This is a genomic window from Aliirhizobium wenxiniae (assembly GCF_019511445.1).
Classification (GTDB): Bacteria; Pseudomonadota; Alphaproteobacteria; order Rhizobiales; family Rhizobiaceae; genus Neorhizobium; species Neorhizobium wenxiniae_A.
Genome location: NZ_JAEUAN010000028.1, coordinates 65214 through 85382 on the forward strand (window position 1 = coordinate 65214; position 20169 = coordinate 85382).

General features: G+C 59.5%; 18 protein-coding genes, 1 tRNA gene, 1 rRNA gene and 2 pseudogenes. 2 read left to right on the forward strand and 20 right to left on the reverse strand.

Annotated features, from left to right (window positions below; all coding sequences use genetic code 11):
* Nucleotides 1–24: 24 nt before the first annotated feature.
* From JNB91_RS26330 to JNB91_RS26410, 17 genes are all read right to left on the reverse strand, one after another.
* Nucleotides 25–1392: a TIGR00366 family protein gene (locus JNB91_RS26330; protein ID WP_220328448.1), complete on the reverse strand. Its 1368-nt coding sequence runs from the start codon at nt 1390–1392 to the stop codon at nt 25–27.
* A 30-nt stretch (nt 1393–1422) separates the two neighbouring features.
* Nucleotides 1423–2079: a 3-oxoacid CoA-transferase subunit B gene (locus tag JNB91_RS26335; RefSeq protein WP_220328449.1), complete on the reverse strand. Its 657-nt coding sequence runs from the start codon at nt 2077–2079 to the stop codon at nt 1423–1425.
* Complete coding sequence (locus JNB91_RS26340) at nt 2072–2734, reverse strand: CoA transferase subunit A (protein ID WP_220328450.1); 663 nt, start codon at nt 2732–2734, stop codon at nt 2072–2074. The genes JNB91_RS26335 and JNB91_RS26340 overlap by 8 nt, the downstream gene beginning before the upstream one ends.
* Nucleotides 2731–2955 carry a hypothetical protein gene (locus JNB91_RS26345; RefSeq protein WP_220328451.1) on the reverse strand — a complete coding sequence of 75 codons (225 nt, stop codon included), beginning with the start codon at nt 2953–2955 and terminating at the stop codon, nt 2731–2733. The genes JNB91_RS26340 and JNB91_RS26345 overlap by 4 nt, the downstream gene beginning before the upstream one ends.
* 54 nt (nt 2956–3009) lie before the next feature.
* Nucleotides 3010–4395 carry an acetoacetate metabolism transcriptional regulator AtoC gene (gene atoC / locus JNB91_RS26350; protein WP_220328452.1) on the reverse strand — a complete coding sequence of 462 codons (1386 nt, stop codon included), beginning with the start codon at nt 4393–4395 and terminating at the stop codon, nt 3010–3012.
* On the reverse strand, nt 4392–5075 hold the full coding sequence (locus tag JNB91_RS31505) for an ATP-binding protein (protein ID WP_220328453.1): 684 nt from the start codon (nt 5073–5075) through the stop codon (nt 4392–4394). Before JNB91_RS31505 ends, atoC begins: the two co-directional genes overlap by 4 nt.
* 328 nt (nt 5076–5403) lie before the next feature.
* On the reverse strand, nt 5404–6594 hold the full coding sequence (gene uxuA, locus JNB91_RS26360) for a mannonate dehydratase (RefSeq protein ID WP_220328454.1): 1191 nt from the start codon (nt 6592–6594) through the stop codon (nt 5404–5406).
* Between the two features lie 12 nt (nt 6595–6606).
* Nucleotides 6607–8067, reverse strand: a complete 1461-nt coding sequence (locus JNB91_RS26365) for a mannitol dehydrogenase family protein (protein WP_220328455.1) — start codon at nt 8065–8067, stop codon at nt 6607–6609.
* A gap of 31 nt (nt 8068–8098) precedes the next feature.
* Nucleotides 8099–9166: an ABC transporter ATP-binding protein gene (locus JNB91_RS26370; protein ID WP_220328456.1), complete on the reverse strand. Its 1068-nt coding sequence runs from the start codon at nt 9164–9166 to the stop codon at nt 8099–8101.
* A gap of 4 nt (nt 9167–9170) precedes the next feature.
* Nucleotides 9171–10394, reverse strand: a complete 1224-nt coding sequence (locus JNB91_RS26375; RefSeq protein ID WP_220328457.1) for an AGE family epimerase/isomerase — start codon at nt 10392–10394, stop codon at nt 9171–9173.
* 5 nt (nt 10395–10399) lie between these two features.
* A complete protein-coding gene (locus JNB91_RS26380; protein WP_220328458.1) occupies nt 10400–11293 on the reverse strand; it encodes a carbohydrate ABC transporter permease in 894 nt (297 codons plus the stop codon).
* The gene (locus JNB91_RS26385) at nt 11290–12177 is read right to left on the reverse strand and encodes a carbohydrate ABC transporter permease (RefSeq protein ID WP_220328470.1); all 888 of its coding nucleotides are present in this window, start codon (nt 12175–12177) and stop codon (nt 11290–11292) included. The genes JNB91_RS26380 and JNB91_RS26385 overlap by 4 nt, the downstream gene beginning before the upstream one ends.
* 129 nt (nt 12178–12306) lie before the next feature.
* Nucleotides 12307–13611, reverse strand: coding sequence for an ABC transporter substrate-binding protein (locus JNB91_RS26390; RefSeq protein WP_220328459.1), 1305 nt, complete (start codon nt 13609–13611; stop codon nt 12307–12309).
* Between the two features lie 104 nt (nt 13612–13715).
* On the reverse strand, nt 13716–14966 hold the full coding sequence (locus JNB91_RS26395; RefSeq protein ID WP_220328460.1) for a neutral/alkaline non-lysosomal ceramidase N-terminal domain-containing protein: 1251 nt from the start codon (nt 14964–14966) through the stop codon (nt 13716–13718).
* On the reverse strand, nt 14963–16105 hold the full coding sequence (locus JNB91_RS26400) for an N-acetylglucosamine-6-phosphate deacetylase (protein ID WP_220328461.1): 1143 nt from the start codon (nt 16103–16105) through the stop codon (nt 14963–14965). Before JNB91_RS26400 ends, JNB91_RS26395 begins: the two co-directional genes overlap by 4 nt.
* Entirely contained in the window at nt 16105–16881 is a 777-nt protein-coding gene (locus JNB91_RS26405) for a sugar isomerase domain-containing protein (protein WP_220328462.1), read from the reverse strand. Before JNB91_RS26405 ends, JNB91_RS26400 begins: the two co-directional genes overlap by 1 nt.
* Complete coding sequence (locus tag JNB91_RS26410; RefSeq protein WP_223218396.1) at nt 16874–17572, reverse strand: 6-phosphogluconolactonase; 699 nt, start codon at nt 17570–17572, stop codon at nt 16874–16876. Before JNB91_RS26410 ends, JNB91_RS26405 begins: the two co-directional genes overlap by 8 nt.
* A gap of 305 nt (nt 17573–17877) precedes the next feature.
* Between JNB91_RS26410 and JNB91_RS26415 the strand changes: the two genes are divergently transcribed.
* On the forward strand, nt 17878–18879 hold the full coding sequence (locus JNB91_RS26415) for a LacI family DNA-binding transcriptional regulator (protein ID WP_220328464.1): 1002 nt from the start codon (nt 17878–17880) through the stop codon (nt 18877–18879).
* A 145-nt stretch (nt 18880–19024) separates the two neighbouring features.
* Nucleotides 19025–19195, forward strand: a pseudogene (locus JNB91_RS26420) (IS6 family transposase); the annotation flags it as partial.
* A 112-nt stretch (nt 19196–19307) separates the two neighbouring features.
* Here the strand turns inward: JNB91_RS26420 and JNB91_RS26425 are convergent.
* The 3 genes and pseudogenes from JNB91_RS26425 to rrf form a co-directional block, all read right to left on the reverse strand.
* Nucleotides 19308–19625, reverse strand: a pseudogene (locus tag JNB91_RS26425) (IS3 family transposase); the annotation flags it as partial.
* Between the two features lie 131 nt (nt 19626–19756).
* Nucleotides 19757–19833 (reverse strand) — tRNA-Met (locus tag JNB91_RS26430).
* 243 nt (nt 19834–20076) lie between these two features.
* Nucleotides 20077–20169, reverse strand: a 5S ribosomal RNA gene (gene rrf / locus JNB91_RS26435); the annotation flags it as partial.

Consider the following 20169-nt stretch of genomic DNA (forward strand, 5'->3'; position numbering starts at 1 on the left):
GGATCGTTGACGCGCCCGAAAAAGTCAGAAGCAATAGAGGCCTATCAGGAAGATCGGCAGCGTGACGATGAGAGCGGTCACGCAATAGCCCATGATGTCACGCACCCCGAGCCCGGCGATTGCCAAAGCGGGCAGTGCCCAGAAAGGCTGCGCCATGTTCATCCATTCCTCGCCATAGGCGATGGCCATGGCGGCGATCCCCTTGTCGACGCCAAGAGCTTCTGCAGCAGGCATGATGAAGGGACCCTGGACAACCCAGTGACCGCCACCGGACGGCACGGCGAAGTTGACGAAGCCGGACGAAAGGAATGCCAGAACGGGGAACGTGTCCTTGGTGGCGATTTCCACGAACCAGTTGGTGATAAGGCCACCCAGACCGGAATGTTCCATCATCAGCTGGATACCGGCATAGAACGGGAACTGGATCATGATCCCGGCTGTGCCGCGGGCAGCATTGCTGATGGCACGGGCATAGGCCATCGGGGTTTGGTGCAGAAGCAGACCGGCAATCACCATCATCAGGTTGACGATGTTGACCGTCATGTTGAAGCCGTGGCTTTGGAAATACTGGACCAGATAGACGATGCCGAGTGCCGCTACGATCCAGACGAAAATCCGGCTTTCTTCCATGCGCTCGGCAAAAGTCGCATCGGGACCGAGCACGCGCTTTGTCGATTCCTCCGGCTGCAGAAGCTTGGGATCGATTGCAACGACGTCCTTCTCCGCAGGGTGCATGAAGCGGCAAAGGAAGGGCAGGACCACAATCAGGGCGACCGTGATGAAGATATTGTAACCGGTGAAGATCGTGTCCGAGATCGGGATGAGGCCGATCGATTTCTCCATCGGATTACCGGGCGTGGCGGCAACCAGCGGAACGGAAGCCGAGAGGCCGCCATGCCACGTCATGAAGCCGATATAGGCAGACGCAATCAGCAGGCGGTAATCTGCAGCCGGAATGCGGCGGGCAACCTGACGGGCGAACATGGCGCCGACAACCAGACCAAAACCCCAGTTGATGACACAGGCGACGCTGGAAGCAAACACGACCAGCATGACACCCTGCCGCGGTGTCTTGGCGATCGATGACAGCTTCACCATCAGCTTGTGGATAGGCTCCGAACTGGCCAATGCATGGCCCGTCACCAGAACCAGGGCCATCTGCATCGAGAATGCCAGGAGGTTCCAGAAACCGTCACCCCACATGTTGACCATATCGAGCGGGGAGGACGGCGTCAGGAAAACGCCAAGGGCGAAGGTGATGATCGTCAGGAGGATAGCAAAGACCAAGGGGTCCGGTAGATACCGACTGACAAGGCTTGAAAGGCCTCTCGTCAGGGCATGAATAGGGTTGAAACGGCTCGCGCTCGTTTCCTCGCTGGGAACGGACGACATGATGTGTCTCTTTCTAAATGAGTGGAAGGATCACGCGGTGATCTGCATCTCGGGAACGTTCGAAGGAATGATCAGCTCGCAATCCGTGGCGGCTTTCACCTGATCGATCGAAACGCCGGGTGCCGTCTCCTTGAGGATGAGGCCTTCATCGCTGGGCTGAAGAACCGCAAGGTCGGTGACGATCAGATCTACGCGGCGCACAGATGTCAGCGGCAGCGTGCATTTCGATACAATCTTCGACTTGCCCTTGGCGGTGTGCTGCATGGCAACGATCACCTGTTTGGCGCCGGATACAAGGTCCATCGCGCCACCCATGCCCGGCACCATCTTGCCCGGCACCATCCAGTTGGCGAGCTGGCCCGACTGGTCGACCTGCAGGCCGCCAAGCACGGTTACGTCGAGATGGCCGCCTCGGATGAGCCCGAAGGATGTGGCACTGTCGAAGGCGCAGGCGCCCGGCAGGGCACCGATGAAAGCACCGCCAGCGTCGGTCAGATCACCCAGCGCAAAGCCCTGCTCCGGAAGTGCCGACATGCCGATAAGCCCGTTCTCCGACTGAAAGAAGACATTCATGTCCTTCGGCAGGTGAGCCGCCACCATCGTCGGCAAGCCGATGCCCAGATTGACGAGGAAACCGTCCTTCAGTTCAAGCGCAACGCGCTTGGCGATCAAAGTCTTTTCATCCATGACGGTTCTCCGTAGCAATGAGGTAGTCCACAAGCACGTTCGGGGTCACGACGACATCCGGAGGAATGACACCAACGGGAACGATATCTGCGGCTTCAACGACCACGGTTTCGGCCGACATCGCCATCAACGGATTGAAATTGCGTGCCGTCAGCGCGTAGTCGACATTTCCGTAATAGTCGGCGCGTTTGGCGTTGATCAGCGCGAAATCCGCCTTCAGCGGCTTCTCGACGAGAAAGGTCTTGCCATCGATTTCGATGGTCTGTTTGCCTTCGTCCACCGTCGTGCCGACACCCGTCGGCGTCAGGACGCCGCCAAGGCCGAAACCGCCGGAGCGGATACGCTCCGCAAGCGTACCCTGCGGCACGAGCTCGACCTGCGTTTCCCCCGCAATCATTTGCCGCTGTGTTTCAGGGTTGGTACCGATATGGCTGGTCACCAGCTTTGCGACCAGTTTCGCATCGATCAGTATTCCGATTCCGACATTCGGGCGGGCGGTATCGTTGGCGATAACCGTCAGGCCCTTTTTGCCCTGCCGCACAAGTTCATCCATCAGGCGATGGGGTGTGCCGGCGCCCATAAAGCCGCCGATCATCAACACTGCACCTTCGGGGGTGGCCGCAACGGCCTCTTCCAGCGTTCGCAATTTACTCATGAAATATTCTTCCTTTCCTTGACGGGAAGGAGAATTTGCCTGCCGGCGAAAACGAGCGCCGACCGACCTGATCCTCCTGAACTGCCCAGAAAAAATGCTTCAGGAGAGAGGTTTTCAGGCAGTTCGCTTAAGTAAATTGCATAAAGCATGCCATTTTCATTTCGGGCGAAAAGTGCCTTGGAGTTGCGGTTCGTCAGCGTGAAACGTGACTTGCCGCGCAAGATAATGCATAGTGCGCACAGGGTTGCGCACCTTCACCTGCAGAACCGGATGGTTCAGGAGATTTCATGTTCCTGCAGCTTGTAGAGCAGCGAGCGGCGGCTGATGCCCAGCTGTCTTGCCGTCTTGACCCGGTTTCCGCCGTTTCGCGCCAATGCCTCGGTGATGACGCGCGCCTCAAAGTCCGAAATCAGGTCGCGCAACGCCTTGTCATGAGCGTCCGGTTCCGGCATCGCAAAAGCCTCGCCGCCCTCTTCGAGGGGGCATGCAATATGTTCAGGCAGGTCTTCTGCAAAGACCAACCCGCCGGTGCTCATGACGACCGCACGTTCCACTGCATTCGAGAGCTCGCGCACATTTCCCGGCCAGGAATAGCGCATCAGGCACTCGACGGCATTCTGATCGAAGCCATCGACTTCGATATGGTTTTCAGAGGCGAAGCGCTGGAGAAAGTGACTGGAGAGCAGCCGGACATCTTCCGGCCTTTCCCGCAAGGGAACCGTGCGCAGCGTCACGACATTGAGGCGGAAGTAGAGATCCTGGCGAAACAGGTTCTGCCGGACCATCTCCTCCAGGTTCCGGTTGGTCGCAACGACGATGCGAACATCCGCCGGGATAGGCTTGTCGCCGCCCACACGTTCGAACTCGCGCTCCTGCTGGACCCTCAGAAGCTTGACCTGCAGGCTGGCGGAAATGTCGCCGATCTCGTCCAGAAACAGGGTTCCGCCATCCGCCTGCTCGAAACGCCCCGACCTGCGGGCGACCGCGCCTGAAAAGGCACCTTTCTCGTGGCCGAAAAATTCGCTCTCAAGCAACCCTTCCGGTACCGCCGCACAGTTGATCTTGACGAAAGGGCCATTGCTGCGCGTGCTGTTATAGTGAATGGCGGAGGCAATCATTTCCTTGCCGGTACCGCTTTCTCCCGTCACCAGAACCGTTGCGTTGCTTTTGGCGACCTTCGCCACCATCTGCAGCAGGTCGAGCATTTTCGGACTGTTGGTCAGTATACGATCCATGCGATAGCTGGCGGAAAGCTCCCGCTGAAGCGTGGCGATATCGTCCCGCATGGTTCGCATCTGCAGCGCTCTGCCGATCAGAAGCATGACCTCGGCAATATCGAACGGCTTGATGATATAATCGAAGGCCCCGTCCTTTATCGCCTGCACCGCGGTGCCGACTTCGGCATAGGCAGTCATCAGGATGACTATGGCCGCACGATCGATCCGGCGTATCTCCGCTAGCGCCTGCAGCCCCGTCATGTTCGGCATGCGGATATCCATCAAAACGATGTCGGGCCGATGCAGCGAGAATTCCGCCACGGCTTCCGCGCCATCACTTGCCGTGGTGACGCTATAACCCGCCTTCGTCAAAACGGCGGTGAGCATCTGGCGGATCGCCTCATCGTCATCAACAACGAGGGCGGTATTGGAAGATCTGTTCATGTGGAGGGCAATTCGTCGGTTCTATGGTGGAGCAGCGGAAGACGAAGGCTAACTTCCGTCCCTTCTCCGCGTTTCGAGGTAATTGTAACCGTGCCGTAATGTGCATCGACGATGCGATGTACCATGGCGAGGCCAAGGCCCGTGCCGTTCGGCTTCGTGGAGTAGAAGGGATCGAAGATCTTTTCGAGATCTTCCTCCGAGATCCCCTCTCCATCATCCTTGAACCGTATCAACGCCACTCCGTTGGGCTGCACGCAGGTGGAGATCCAGATCGTGCCGGTCCTTTCGATCGCCTGAAGAGCATTGATGATGATGTTGAGAAAAGCCTGCTTAAGCGACTCCCCGTCCCCCTCGATGACCGGCATGTCGGGTGACAGATCCTGCACCACCTGGGCACTTGATTTACCGCATGCCAGAAGCAGGACTTCACCAAGCAGGTCGTTGATCTGGATGAACTGGATGGCCGGCGGCCGGGGTTTTCCGAATTCGAGCAATTCGGCAATGATCGCGTTGAGACTGTCGACCTGACGGATGATCAGCGGCGCATATTTCTGCCATTCTTCAATGTCGTCGCAGCTTTCAAGAAACTGTTGACGGCAATGCCGAAAATTGCCAGCAGCTTGCCACGGATAGTATCCGGGACAATGCGATTTACAAATGATGCCATAGCAATTCGTCACGTCAGAAGATCAATGAAATTGACATCGACCAGACGGCGCTCTCGCCTCTTGATGGATTTGGAAATGTTTCAACGCGTCTTTGAGGCGCATTGTTACAAGGAACCGGGCCTGGCCTTTTGATCTGCCGCAAATACCTGGCTGCGGTCGCGCCAAGGCGTCGTGCCATGCTCGATGCGGAGAGCAAATAGACGGTAGAGGCCACGCCTCCATGGTATCGCGGATTTTGCATGGTACCGGTGATCGCGCGACACCAAAAACCCGCCCAGGGCATGGGCGGGTCTGAACAGCTGATATCAGCTCACCTGACAGGAATGCCGCAACTCACCCGTCAACCGAGATCATGCGGCGCAAGAGTATCGATGGTCCGCATGATGCCTCTCAATTCGGCAAGCCCCTTCAGGCGGCCGATACAGGAGTAACCCGGATTGACCTTCTTGCCGATGTCGTCAACGATTGCGTGCCCATGGTCCGGCCGCATCGGGATTTCCCAATCGACCCTACCGGCATTTTGACGGCGGCGCTCTTCCGCCATCAGTGCCATGGTGACACGAACCATATCCGTATCCCCCTCCAGATGCTCCGCCTCGTGAAAGGAACCATCGCCTTCCCTGGTAACATTGCGCAGATGAGCAAAGTGAATGTCTGGGGCGAACTCCTTGGCCATGGCAACCAGATCATTGTCCGGATTGGCGCCATAGGAACCGGTGCATAGCGTGATGCCGTTCGACGGCGAACGTACGGCATTGATGAGCGCATGCGCATCGGAGCGATTGCGGACGATACGCGGCAATCCGAACAGCGAGAACGGCGGATCATCTGGATGAATGGCCATCTTGACGCCGACCTCTTCGGCGACGGGCACGACTTCGTTCAGGAAGGCGAACAGGTTTTCGCGCAAGCCCTCTTCCGACAGCTCCTTGTAGACGTCGAGCATCCGGTTGAGGCTTTGCCGATCGTAGACGAATTCGCGCGCAGGCACCCATTCGATCAGGTTACGCTCCAGCCGCGCCTTGTCGGAATCGCTCATTGTCTTGAAGCGTTCTTCGGCGCGCGCAATTCGCTCCGCCGGATGGTCGTGCTCCGCACCCGGACGCTGAAGCATGAACATGTCGTAAGCGCAAAATTCCACCACGTCGAAACGCAGCGCAGTACCGCCATGGGGCATGGGGTAATCGAGATCTGTGCGCGTCCAGTCCGTGATCGCCATGAAATTGTAGCAGACCGTGGTGATTCCCGCTTCGGCAACGGCGCGGATGGATGCCTTGTAGTTATCGATCAGCTCGCGGAAATTGCCGGTCCGGGTCTTGACGTTCTCGTGCACGATGATGCTTTCCACCACCGACCAGGTCAGGCCATTTGCCGCGATCAGGGCCTTGCGCTTCAACACCTCCTCCAGCGGCCAGGCACGGCCGTCATTGAGATGATGAAGAGCGGTCACGATGCCGGTCGCACCTGCCTGTTTTACATGATCGAGCGTTACCGTGTCGTCGGAACCGAACCACCGCCAAGTCTGTTTCATCGTGCCATGCCCTTAACTGTTGAGATCATCGATAGCGCTTGCAGCGCCGAATGTGTTGATTTGCGTCAGACGATTGGCGACCAGCAGTGCCAACTGGCCACGGCCAGCGGCGTCACCGCCAAAGCCAGTCAGGTCAAAGACCGCCTCTACTTCCGCGATGCCGGGATTGGGAAACAATGGAATGGCGACAAGTCCGCCATCGAGAGGATCCGTGAACTCTGCCAGAGCCGGACGCCCGGCCAGCGCCGCAATCCAAGCCGCAATGACCATGGCGAGATGGTCGGCAGGCAGGCCTCGATCAATACGTTCGATCGCAGCCTGAACTATGCGCTGCGGCAGCTTCTGTGATCCGTCATTGGCGATCTGAGCCGTTCGGTGCCGCAACGCAGTATTCGAGAAACGCCGCTTCAGGTCATCGATATAGATCAACGGCCGAAGTCCCTCCTCCTCGGGCAAGGTCGGGATCAGCTCTTCCCACAGGCCCTCCACGAAAGCGGATATGCGGAGGTCTGCGAAGGCGGACGCCACCGTTTCATGTCCGAGCAGCAAGCCGAGATAGGCGATCGCAGAATGCGCACCGTTCAACAGGCGGATCTTCATCAATTCGAAAGGCCGCACATCACGCACGAAGGTCACGCCATGACGTTCCAGCGCCGGACGCCCGAGCGTGAACCTGTCTTCGACAACCCATTGCGCAAAGGGCTCGCAGGCAACCGGCCAGGCATCCTGCACGCCAAGAAGATGATCGATGTCGGCTCGATCCCTATCGGTCGTTGCGGGAACGATGCGATCGACCGTCGTCGATGGGCAGGCCACACGCTGCTCGATGAAGGCCGCGAGTTCATGGCTTCGCCGCGCGGCGAAGGAAACGAGAAGCCGGTGCAGCACGCGGCCATTATCCGCGAGATTATCGCAGCTGAGAACCGTGAAGGGCTCGACTCCATTCTTCCGGCGCCGATCGATAGCGCCGACGATAAACCCGAAAATAGATCGCGGTCGCTCGGGCTCATCCAGATCAGCAAGGATATCGGCATGCTCGAAATCGAGATCGCCGTTGACATTCCGGAGATAGGCCTTTTCCGTCACCGTGAGGCTGACGATCCGGATCGACGGGCTGGACATGATGTCGAGAAGCCGCGCCGGATCTTCCGGGACGACGACAAGATCCTGCAACGCGCCGATAACGCGGAGAGAACGCCGGTCACCGTCGCCAACGGCAATCGTATAAAGCCAGTCCTGCAGCTTCAGCGCATCGCGGGTCTCGGGGCTTCTCAGTGATGCGCCGATCACACCCCAATCCGTCGCCCCCTCATTCAGGCAATCATCAATGAAAACCGCCTGATGGGCGCGGTGAAACGCTCCGATCCCCAGATGCACAATCCCAGCCGTGACCGCTGCGCGATCATATCCCGGCTGCTCGACGGAGGGGGCCAGACCATTGAGCGTCGCATTGGAAAGACGTTTCATGTTCATGAGAAGGTGAAGTCCGCTTCCGGGGGCATGATCAATCGATACGAATACCGCTTGGCGTATCGAAAACGTGGCCATTGGTCGGCAGGAAGGCGACGTTCAGCACTTCGCCGGTCTTGATGAACAGGCGCTCACGCAGGAGCGCGGAAATCTTCTGTCCGTCGACCGTGCCCTGCACGAAGGTTTCGGAACCCGTGGGTTCGATATTGGTGACCGTAACCGGAATGCTGTCACCTCCCTGCGCGATCGTCAGATGCTCCGGGCGAATGCCATAGGTCACTTCCGATCCCGGCGTGCCGGACACGTTTCTGCCGAGTGGCAGGCGAACACCGTTCCCCGTCGTCACCGACATCCGGTCTTCGCCAAGCTTGCCGGTGATGAAGTTCATCGACGGCGAACCGATGAAGCTGGCAACGAACGTATTGACCGGCCGGTCATAGAGGTCCAGCGGCGCTCCAACCTGTTCGACAATGCCGTCGCGCATGACGACGATCCGGTCCGCCATGGTCATCGCCTCGATCTGGTCGTGGGTGACATAGACGGTCGTCGTCTTGATGCGGGCGTGAATATCCTTCAGCTCGGCGCGCATCTGCACACGCAGCTTGGCATCGAGATTCGACAGCGGCTCGTCGAAGAGAAAGACCTTTGGGTTGCGCACGATGGCGCGGCCCATAGCGACGCGCTGGCGCTGGCCGCCGGAAAGCTGCTTGGGATAACGCTGGAGATAATCCGTCAGGCCGAGAATGCGGGCGGCGTCGTTGACGCGCTCGGCAATCTCCTCCTTGGATTTCTTGGCGAGGCGCAGCGAAAAACCCATGTTCTCGGCGATCGTCATATGCGGGTAGAGCGCGTAGTTCTGGAACACCATGGCGATGTCGCGGTTCTTCGGCTCGACGTCGTTGATGACGCGACCATCGATGCGGATCGTTCCGCCGGTGATTTCCTCAAGCCCGGCGATCATTCTCAGCAGCGTGGACTTGCCGCAGCCGGACGGGCCGACCAGCACGACAAAGGCGCCATCCGGCACCTCGACGGAAACGCCCTTGATCGTCTCGAAGTCGCCGTAAGCCTTGCGGACATTCTGGATTTCAACGGAAGCCATTGTTTCACCTTGCAATTCGAGTAGTCGGCATTAACTGGTCGGCAGCGTGTATCGCCGAAAGCAGGCTGAGGCCGGTGTGATAACCGGGGTCGAGATCAGGCGTGGCCGGCACGAAATCCACCGGCCCATCCTTCGTCATCGTCTGATAGGCAATCGGCGGCGTGCCGCGCCAATAGTGTTCGAAGAAGGCCGCATGCGCTTTCTTCCAGACCCGCAGGCTTTCCGCGCTGCCGGTGCACGCATGCACGAGCGCTGCTGCACGGATCGTTTCCGGCAGTGACCACCACGGGCAATAGGGGCTTTGCGGCTCGTCGGTCACCGTCGAAACCGTCAGGACAAGTCCCGGACCGACAAAGCCCTTGTCGAAGGAGGCAACAAGAATGCGCTCCAGCTTTTCGATCAATGCCGGATCGGCATTGCCGTCGAGATAATCGAGAGCAAAGCCAACGAACTCGATCCCGTGTCCGACATTGCACAGGTCCTCGCCCGGCACATTGCGCAGCAGGCCGGCGGCCTCATCGAAATGCCGCTCCATGATGTGGGCGATAAAACGATCCGCATAGTCGAGACGGTCGGCATGACCAAAACGCTTCAACATGCCGGCAGCGCCGAGCAGGATCATCCGCGGCCCGAAATCATCCGCCTGCGAGGCGATGCTGTCGAGCGATAGAGGCCGGCGTTCATCCATCTGGAAACGTCCGTCCTCGATCGCCTCGACGACCCGGTGAAAATAGGCGAGATGTTCGGCAAGATCAGGCAGGCCGTAACGGCTGACCGCAGCGATCAATCCCTTGGCGACAAAGGCATCTGAATAGCTGTAGATCGGCCCCTGTCGCTGCTGCTGATGGATCGCACCGGCCGCATCGCCATAGACTGGCCGTATGTCGCGGTCGTAGCAGAAATACGCATGGCCATTGGCTTTCTGCAGGCCGGCAAGCAGGCCGTAGAGACGGCGTCCGGTCGCATCCAGCTTTTCGGCAAGCGGTGGCAGTTCCTGGTCAAAAAACTCCGCATGTCCGACCAGCGCCTCCAAGCCCCGACCCTGGATCCAACCGTAGATATAGTCGGGGCCGCGAACGCCATCTTCTGCGCCGTAATCCTCGCATGTCAGGCTGTTCTGCTTGGTGTTGAGAAATCCGTCACCAAGCGCCGGGCGCTGTAACATCCAGTAAAGCGTGCCGGCATTAGCGGCGACATAGTCCCGCCGCGCCGCGTCGAAAAACGCCATAGCCGTCATTCCTTGAGACCGGTGCTGGCCACACCCTGCACGAAATTGCGGCGCAGGAGGACGAAAAGCAGGATCGACGGAATGAGAACAGTGGCGGAAGCGGCGCTGAGCCTTCCGAGATCCACCGTAAAGCCGGTCTGGAATAGCGCCAGCCCCACCTCGATCGTATAGCTCGAACGGGTCGTGGCAACGATCATCGGCCAGGCAAACGCCGTCCATGCCTGGAAGAAGGCGAGCACGGCAAGAGCACCCAGAGCGCCGCGCAACAGCGGCAGGACGATGCGGAAGAAGATCCAGAACTCGCCGGCGCCATCGATACGCGCGGCCTCCAGCAATTCGTCGGGAATGGAGTGAATGACATTCTGGCGCACCAGAAAGATACCGAAACTCATCACCAGATAGCCAAGCAGCAGGCCCCAGAGCGAATTGAGGATGCCGAGGGTTTTCGCCTGAAAATAGAGCGGGATCATATAGACTTCGAACGGCACGATGGCGGTGGCCAGGAACAGCGCGAAGAGAATGTTCATCGTGCGGAAACGGAATTTTCCGAAGACGTAACCGGCAATCGCGGAGGTCGCCACGATCGCGATGGTCGAGAGCACCGCAAAGGCAATGCTGTTGCCGATCCAGCGTAAGAGCGGCGTATCGCCGAGAACGGCGGAGAAATTAGCGATCGTCGGGTCACGCGGAATGATGGTCGGCGGCCAGCTCAGCATTTCGGCCGGCGTCTTGAAGGCGTTCGCGACGAGAAAGACCAGCGGCAGAAGCATCATGATCGAGACGACGATCAGGAAGGTGTCGATTGCCAGATTGGTCAGCTTCTTCTTGCGGCGAAGGCGCAGGCCTTCTTTCAGTTCTTCGGCGGTTGGCTCAACGGTGCGCATCGTGTCCATGGTCATGCCTTGCCCTTTTCCCGCAGCATCGAGAACTGGATGAGCGTCAGCACCAGCACGATCACCAGAAGCACGACTGCTTCCGACGCAGCATAACCGACGCGATAATTGCGGAAGCTGTTTTCCAGCATGTCGAGCACGAGAACGCGAACCTGCCGGCCCGGCGCGCCCTGCGCATCGGAGGCCAGCACGAAGGCCTGCGCATAGACATTGAAACCGGAAACCAGCGTGACGACTGAGACATAGAGCGTGATCGGCTTCAGCATCGGGATCGACAGATGCCAGAAGCTTTGGCGCCCCGAGGCACCATCCAGCTTGGCCGCTTCATAGAGCGACACCGGCAGGTTCTTGAAGCCAACGAGATAGATCAGCACCGCATAACCGAGCGCCTGCCACGAGCAGAGCACGATGATGCAGATGACGGATAAGACCGGATCGAACAGCCAGTTCTGCATCGGAATACCGAAGAAATCGAGCAGCGCATTGAGCGGTCCGAGCCTCGCATCGAAAATCCATTTCCACGCCATGGCGGCGGGCACGAGCGACACCACATGCGGAATGAACACCGCGGTCTCGTAGAAACCCGCCATCCGGGAACGCGTGCGATGAAAAATCAACGCGGCGATGACGAGCGCCATCGGGATCGTCAGGGCCAGCACCCCGAAAGCGATGATCGTCGTATTGATCAGCGCATCGAGGAACAGATGATCGCCCATCAGCTCGCGGAAATTCGCAAGGCCGATGAAGGGCTTGTTCTTCGACAGGATATTCCACTGGTAAAGGCTGAGCCTCAACGTGTCTGCAATCGGATAGAGCCGCACATAGGCGAAGATCGCCAGTGTCGGCAGGATCGCGAGCATCGCAAAGATGAATCTCTTGCGCTTCAGCATTCTGACTTGGCCTGTAGACATGAGAGGTCGGCCGACATGCGATCGGACCCCTGAATATTCGGGATGAACCTTCCGGGACAATCCAAGCGAGGACGCCCCGGAAGACACGATTGACGAAGCCGCCGGCGATTATTTCGCAGCGAGGCCTTCACGATCGAGAATGGCGACAACTTCGTCGCTCGCCTTCTTCAGGAAGGCATCGATCTTGGCATCGTCGGATGCCATCGAGGCATCCCCGAAGGCGATGACAAGCTGAGCCGCAACACGGGTCAGAACTTCCTCGATCGGGCCGATTGCCGGAAGCGTGAAGAACTCGTAACCCTGCGGATAATTGACGAAGGCTGCGAAAGCAGGCTGCTTGCCGGTTACGCTGGTATAGTCGACGCCCGAGCGGTTCGGCAGCCAGCCGACATTCTCCAGCAGCCAAACCAGGTTCTCCGGCGAATTTGCAGCCTGCGCAAATTCCCAACCGATATCGGCGTCCTCGCCTGCAACATAGAGATTGGTCGGCAGAGCGATCGAGCCCTTCGGCAGCGGCGCAGTCGCATATTTCAGATCGGGAGCCTTCTTGGCGATATCGCCGATCACCCAGGATTCCCGAATGAACATGGCCGTCTGACCGCGCTCGAAAGCATCGGCATCGGCCGGCATTTCCGGCGAAACGGTCTTCGTCGTGAAGATGTTGGCCAAATACTGCTTCAGCGCATTGCGGCCGGCTTCGTTGGCAAAATCCGGCTTCCATTTGCCGTCGCCGGCCGGAACGAGAATGGCTCCGCCGAACTGGTGCAGGTTGGTCCAGAACTTTTCGGCGATACCCTGACCGCCACCGGACAGGCGCAGGCTCCAGCCGGATACGGTCGCCTTGCCCGATGCATCCCGCTTCGTCAGCTTTTCCGCATAGGCGGAATATTCTTCCATCGTCTTCGGCGGCGCAGTCAGGCCGGCAGCAGCAAACATCTCGGTATTGTAGTAAAGCGACCCCTGGCCGCGGAACAGCGGCACGCCATAGACGGCGCCATCGTAACTCGCGCTGTCGCTGAAAAACTTGCTGAAATTCTTCTCGTCCTTGACGAAGGCCGAAACCTCATCGCTGGCTTCCGGCAGAAGGTCGTTTTCGAGATAACGCGTCGCGGTCGAGCCGGACAGTTCGATCACCGTCACACCTTCCTGACCGCCGCCGGTAAGGCCCAGCGCGACGCGCTTTTCATGCTCGCGAAGCGCAATTGCCTCGACCTTGACGTCGAGATCGGGATGGCTGGCCTTCATGCCTTGCGCAACATGCTCGTAGAACGGCGCCATTTCCGGATAACCGCTCCACACGGTGAGCGTTTCTGCCGATGCCGACGCCACGCCGGAAAGAAGCGTGCCGACAAAAGCCGTGCTCATGAGCAGCGCGCGCGTGGAAATTCTGGTCTTTGCAGATGCGTTTTTCATGTCCTGTTCCCTTATCTTTGTTACCAAAAAGCTCTCATGCAACCGGTTGCGTGTCAAGCGCTGGATGGCTTCCGATGCCCGACGCGGATCACGTTTTTCTGTATTCAATCACCCTTCAAAAGCCGAAGGGCGCAATCGACAATCGCCTCCGCCGACCCCGGCGCAAAAGTCGATGGCAGCCCGTAATAACGATGCGCTTCATCGACCTCGTAGCCGCCGTAACCGAACTCGCTTTTCGGCGGGATGTAACCGGGATTGTCATCCGCAAAACCTATGACAAAGGCAGGCTTTGCAGGCCCAAATACCGCCCGAATGTGAAGCGCGGTCTCCGCAAAAATCTCGCCCGGCAGAGCCACGACCGGCACGCCGCACCAGTCCAGAACGGTGACGCGGACAGCGAGCGGTTCGGGCGTGATCGGCGCAATTTTCCGCACCCATTCCACCCAGAAATCGAGCAGGCTTTTGCGCGCAGGCTCGGCATCGATCGCCTCCCGCCGCCAGCTTTGTTCGAGGTCCTCAGGCGCTTCATGCTCCCTGCGCTCAAAGCCAAGCAGGACTGTCCCGTTTCTGGCGCTTACTTCTCCAGAAAGAGCATGTTCAGTCGAAGCCAAAGCGGCCTCGGCCACCGCTCTGCCGATCCGCTCCGCTGCCGCGAAGCTGCGATCGGGATTGGCTCCGAGAGAAATCGAGGCATGGGTGGAGTGGCCGGTATTGGCGTCACCCGCGCATCCGGTCATGAACAGCGCCACGGCACCGGGGCAGGCCTCTTCCAGCGCCATTCGCACGAAATGCGGATAATCGGCGGTCCAGATCAGATTATCGGCGGCGAGCACGACCGGATGGCAGGCATAGGCCGTCACCAGCGCGATCATATCGCCATCCACGCCGCGGATCCGCAAAAGCGGCAGGGAAGCGTCCACGAGTCCGCCGGGATGGCGCCGGTTGCGCGCTATCCCCGGGTCGCCGCCCTGCCCGACGGAAAGTGTTGCCGGTCGCCGGGATGCCGCCGCCCGGTCTATCGCCGCGACGCAAGCGTCCTCCAGCCGTTCCAGATAGGTAGGATCGGCTGCGATTCCGAGCCGTCCGGCCATGGACACCGGCCCGCCATGGTTATGCAGCGCCGCCACAACCACATTGCCCGCCGGCAAGACGCAGCGCTGCCGAATACGAGCACTCATCTTGGCATCGATGCCGATGACGTCGGCCACGACAACGGCCGTATCGCCAATGACCACCGCGCGCGCCGTCAATGTATCATGCGCGCCTTTGGCCGGCAGGCGGCGGGCGGCAAAACCCGACATGGCAAGACCCGGCGGCGGCGTGATATCGATAACGGCAGCACCGGCTTTCATCATCGGCTGAAAACCTTTTCGCCATGCAGCCAGGTTTCACGAACAGCTACCTCGCGCTGACCCTGCTTCCAATCGAAGCGAATGAGATCCGCCCTTGCTCCCACGTCTAGCCGGCCTCTTCCGCCAATAATGCGGCCGGGATTTTGTGTTGCAAGCATCAAAGCATCGGCAAGGGAAATCCCGGCCATCTCTGCGGCAATCGCCACATTGGCGGAAAGCGGCAGGCTGGCGCCGGCCAAATAGGGCGTGCCGGCAACGCTGATCCTGCCTTCGTTCGAAACTTCGACGCTGCCGCCGATCGCCTCGTCGTAAAGCCCCGGCGGCATGCCGGCGAGAGCCACCATGTCGGAGACCAGAATGGCGCGCTCCATGCCCTTGGCGCGCAGCATCGCCTTGAACGTATCGGCCGGCAGATGCCAGCCGTCGGCGATAAAGCTTGCAGTCAGCCGATCATCGGCAAGCTGTGCCCAGATGAAATTCGGATGACGCGGCAGCATGGCGGCAGCGCCATTGCCGAGATGGGTGGATAGCTGCGCGCCTGCCTCCGCGGCCTCATGAATTTCCTCCGGCGTCGCTGCGGTGTGACCGAGCGCCACGATAACGCCCCGCGCGACAAGCGCTCGGATGTAATCGAGACTGCCCGGATGTTCCGGCGCCAGTGTCACCAGCCTGACCAGATCACCGGAGGCTTTCTGCCAGCGCTCGAATTCGGCAATCGAAGGCGCACGCACATGTGCCAGCGGATGCGCGCCACGCGGACCATCCTTGTCGGAAATCGACGGCCCTTCCACATGCACGCCCGCCATCATCTCCGCGATCAACCGATGTCCGGCCCGCCCTCGTGCAATCGCGTCAAGCGCCTGGAGTATAGACGCTTCGGACGCAGTGATGATCGTCGGCAGCCATGTCGTGACACCGACACTCAGCATTTCCTCGCAAAGCGAAAGCAGCGTATCCGGCGTCAGATCACCTGCATTGAGGTCGAGACCGCGAAATCCGTTGATCTGCAGGTCGACCAGCCCCGCCGAAAGATAGGATGTAACTGCGCTCTCAGCGGGACGGATAGCGGTGATCACGCCATCGGCGATGTCGATCGCCATACCCTTGCCCGTGTGAGGATCGATGCCGTCAACCGTTTCCATCAGAGCGCCTTTACCCGTCCCTGGAAGTCGGCAATGAACCTGGCGTTCGCCTCATCCCCACCCGGCGCATTGCCGCTGCGCCAGACCGGCGGTGTGATGCCGCGTTCGACCAGTTTTGCCACCGTGCGGATCACCAGGCAGTTCAGCGTGAAAGCATTGGCGAAGGTCGAGATCGCCGCGATATTCTCGCTCATGCCCGGCACGCTGACGACGGCGTCGCCGATCGGCACCTTACAATCGATGGCGATATCGACCACGTCGTGCAAGTTCTGTTTCGTCGGATGGCGGGCGGGATGATCGGGCGAGGTATTTTCCGCATGCTGGCGCGAACTGACACCAATCAGAAATACGCCCCGCTGCCGTGCTTCCAGCGCCGCATCGATAAGCGCGGCATTGATGCCATAAGCATTGACGAGGATCAGCAGATCATCGGCCCCAAGCCGCTGGTTGGCGATAACGACCTTGCCGTAACCCGGTGTGCGCTCGATCGCCATAGAGCGTAACGCCCCGTTCGACAGCAATGTACCCTCGTCCAGGATGGCGCTGATATGCATCAGTCCACCGGCGCGAAAGAATACTTCCTGCGCGGCGAGATTGGAGTGCCCGCCGGGGCCATAAATATGCACCAGCCGGTTTGCCGAGATCTGCCCGGCGAGCCTGCAGGCCGCCTGAGAGAGCGGCTCCTTCTCCTCGTCGAGGACCCGGCGCATCAGAGCCTGGGTCGCGTCGAAATAGCCTTCGCAAAGCGCGTCTCCATCCATGGCGGCATCAGGCATCGGGGTCTGATTCCTTCTCGATATAAAGCGTGCAGGCCGGATGGCTGCGCAGGATACTGGCCGGGCATTCGGTGGTCAGCGGCCCGTGCAGCGTTTTTTGAACCGCATCCCGCTTGATTGCGCCTGGAACGATACAGAACAGCCGGTCGGCGCGCATCAGCCGCGGCACCGTCAGCGTGATAGCGTGATGCGGCACGGACGCGATATCCGGAAAGCAATCATCATCGACCTGCTGCTGTCGGCAGATGTCATCCAGCTCGACGATCTTGACATCGAGCGGGTCATTGAAATCGGCGACCGGCGGATCGTTGAAGGCGATGTGGCCGTTAACGCCGATACCGAGGCAGACGAAATCGATCGGCGCCTCGTTCAGGCGTTCGGCATAGTCGCGAACTTCAACCTCGGCATCCGGCTCTGGCGTAATGCGGTACACGGCCGCGAAAGGCAGCCGGCCAAAGACATGGGCATCGAGCCAATTGGCAAACCGGGCGGACGACGCCGGGTCCAGCCCGATATACTCATCCATGTGGAAAGCAGTTACCCGACCCCACTCTATGTCCGGAATCTCGCATAAGGCAGCAAGCATGTCCGCCTGGCTGGGCGCGGCGGCAAAGACCATCCGCACACCGGCCTGCTTTGCCAATCGATCCTTGAGAGCAGCGGCAATATCCACAGCGGCCGCTGCGCCCATTTCTGCGCGGTTGGCGAAACTCTCGACCGACAGGCGGTCAAAGGTCTGGCTGGTTTTCGGCGCGGCACGAAAGACGGCGGCAAGGCTCAAGGCGATCTCCAGTCTGCAGGCACGGGAAGTCCGCTTGCGCAACGCCATTTGTGGCGGCGGCTCTGCTTGTCGTTCCCGTTGTTATCGTTGACTTGAGATTTCCATGCAACCGGTTGCATGTCAAGTGGATGAGTGGCAGAATGAAAGTGCTAAGATTGTGGAGACCGAAGCCTTCATGATAAGCTGGACCACGGACGGGCGAGTTTCCAGAGACGATGATAAAACGAACCAAGGGCGTCACAATCAGTCAGGTGGCGGATGCCGCAGGCGTGGCACGCTCAAGCGTGTCGCGCGCCTTCACACGCCCGGACATGCTGTCGCCGGAAACCGTCGAGCGTATCATGAGGGCTGCCGAAACGCTCGGTTACGTGCCCAATCACACGGCGCGCGCACTCAGCACTGGCCGGCACGGCAATATCGGCCTCATCGTTCCCGATATCGCCAACCCGTTTTTCCCGCCGCTTATCCAGGCGGCACAGACGGAGGCCGACAGGTCCGATTTCTGCATCTTTCTCGGCAACACGGCGGAAAACCCCAAGCAGGAGGATAAGCTGGTCGGCCGTTTTGCCGGGCAGGTCGAAGGTCTTGTGCTTGCATCCTCCCGCCTGTCGGACGAGCGCATCCGCGCGCATGCAACACAATTGCCGCTGGTCCTTATCAACCGCGACATCGAAGGTATCCCGCGAGTGCTGATCGACAGTAGCGCAGGCGTCAGGCAGGCGGTGGATCACCTGGCCGATCTTGGACATCGGAAAATTGCCTATGTGAGCGGCCCGTCAGCGTCATGGTCCAACAAGCAGCGCCGCGCAGCCATCCGGGCAGGCGCCAGCGCACGCGGCATGGAGCTTTCGATCATTCCGACGCCCGCACCCACATATCAGGCCGGCCGGGAAGCGGTCGATGCGGTTCTTGGAACCGGAGCAAGCGCCGTCGTCGCTTTCGACGACCTGACCGCGCAAGGCATCCTGACAGGGCTTGCCGAAAGACATATCGTCGTACCGCGAGATTTCAGTATCATCGGCTGCGATGACGTGCTGGGAGCAGTGACGTTTCCCGCCCTTACCTCCGTGTCGAACCATTCCGCCGATGTCGGGCGCATCGCGATATCCATGCTTCTGGATATCCTGCGTTCGCGCAATGTCGCGGACGTGCGATACGCGCTCGATACCAAGCTTGTCGTAAGAGACACGACTACCCAGGCGCCCTCTATAGGCTAGCAGTGTATGTGAAATGTACCGCTATCGCGCTGACCCTTGGGCCGGACGCGTGTTGAGTATCAGCTTTGGAGCATTTCCGCCTTTCGTCGAAACGCGGGCATCGTAAAGTTAGCGGAACTTCGACTGCCATGTGCGATGTTCGGCCTTGACCGACCGTGATCCCCTGTGTCGCCGCCATCGCTTTCCTGCCGAAATCATCGCCCACGCCGTGTAGCTCTATTTTCGGTTTCCACTCAGCTTGCGGATGGTCGGGGATATGTTGGCCGCCCGAGAGATTATCGCCTCGCATCAGACGGTTCGGCTGTGGGCAGAGAAATGCAGCGTCTAGTTCCGCTCCATGATCCGATCGCCAATCTGCTCCACATTCCCCGCCGCGACATTTCCTCAAGCCATCATCGCGAACTGCGTGCAGCGGCAATTAGCAGGTGGGCGATGATCTCCCGGTCGAAGGCGTCGATGATAAAGGCGAGACGAATGACCTCGCCATTCCAGCAGGTGAACTCCAGACCGTCCGAGCACCAGCGCAGGTTGGAGCGCATGACCATGACCTTGCCGTCGTGGAGGCGGCCCTTGCGAACGGCCGTATGCTTCTCCAGCAGCATGGCGTGGTTGCCCATGATGCGATGGACCCGCTTGGCGTTGACGACAGGCTTATCGGCGGCTCGGCTTTCGCGATTGAGGAGCGCGGCGATCCGCCGATAGCCATAGGTTGGCCTTTGATCCACCAGCCTGCGGATGGCGGGCAGCCACGACGAATTTGTCAGTCGGGATAGGGATGGCGCTTTCACCAACCTTCAGGAAAAACTCGATTTTGACGCGCGCTGCAAATCGGTTTTCGCCCAAGCGGAGGCTGATTGGAAGATGTTACAAGTCTCATTGGTTGCGGGGGCAGGATTTGAACCTGCGGCCTTCAGGTTATGAGCCTGACGAGCTACCGGGCTGCTCCACCCCGCGCCAAGCGTAAATCCCTTTGGGATTTATCGCGACTACGCCGTCGAGAAGCGATGGCGGACTGTGCCGGAGCAAAACCGAAGGTTTTGTCTCCTGTAAGGCGGGCACCAGACCAAGACCTGTGGGCCAACCTTATTTCTTTTGTTCTGCAAACGACGAAGGGTCGCTTTGGGCGACCCTCTGGTATTGGCCAGGGGCCGTTAGATTTCGTGATGAGAAGATTGTTTTTTACATTGCCTTTAGAAGACCTGGCAGCGACCTACTCTCCCGCGTCTTGAGACGGAGTACCATTGGCGCTGGGGCGTTTCACGGCCGTGTTCGGAATGGGAACGGGTGCGG